The sequence below is a fragment of the Lysinibacillus sp. RU7 genome, assembly GCF_057837305.1.
In genome coordinates, this window is sequence record NZ_JBYQFK010000157.1 from 1 (window position 1) to 263 (window position 263).

Genomic DNA, 263 nt, shown 5'->3' on the forward strand with positions numbered 1-263 from the left:
TGTCGGCATCGACCGCATCGAGCATCGCGGCCTGTCCAAGCCTTCGCTGTTTCACTTCGCCGATGGCAGCCTAGGCATCATTGCCACCCGTGTCGATCTCGACGGCAAGCCGGACAGCTCGCAGGCGTCGAGTGCCCTCGTCTTCAAAAGCGATCCGGCAAGCCCCGCCGATTTCATCGAGCTGGGGCTGATCGATCTGCGGACCACCGATGGCATCGTCGCGCCACGCGCTGTGTGGGATTCCTCTGCCCAGCGCTATCTGG

The 263-nt window shown here is 63.5% G+C and carries 1 protein-coding gene; it reads left to right on the forward strand.

Translation table 11 applies throughout. The features are described from left to right. On the forward strand, nt 1-263 hold a 263-nt coding region (locus AC3II9_RS21915; RefSeq protein ID WP_489158822.1), incomplete at both ends, for a hypothetical protein.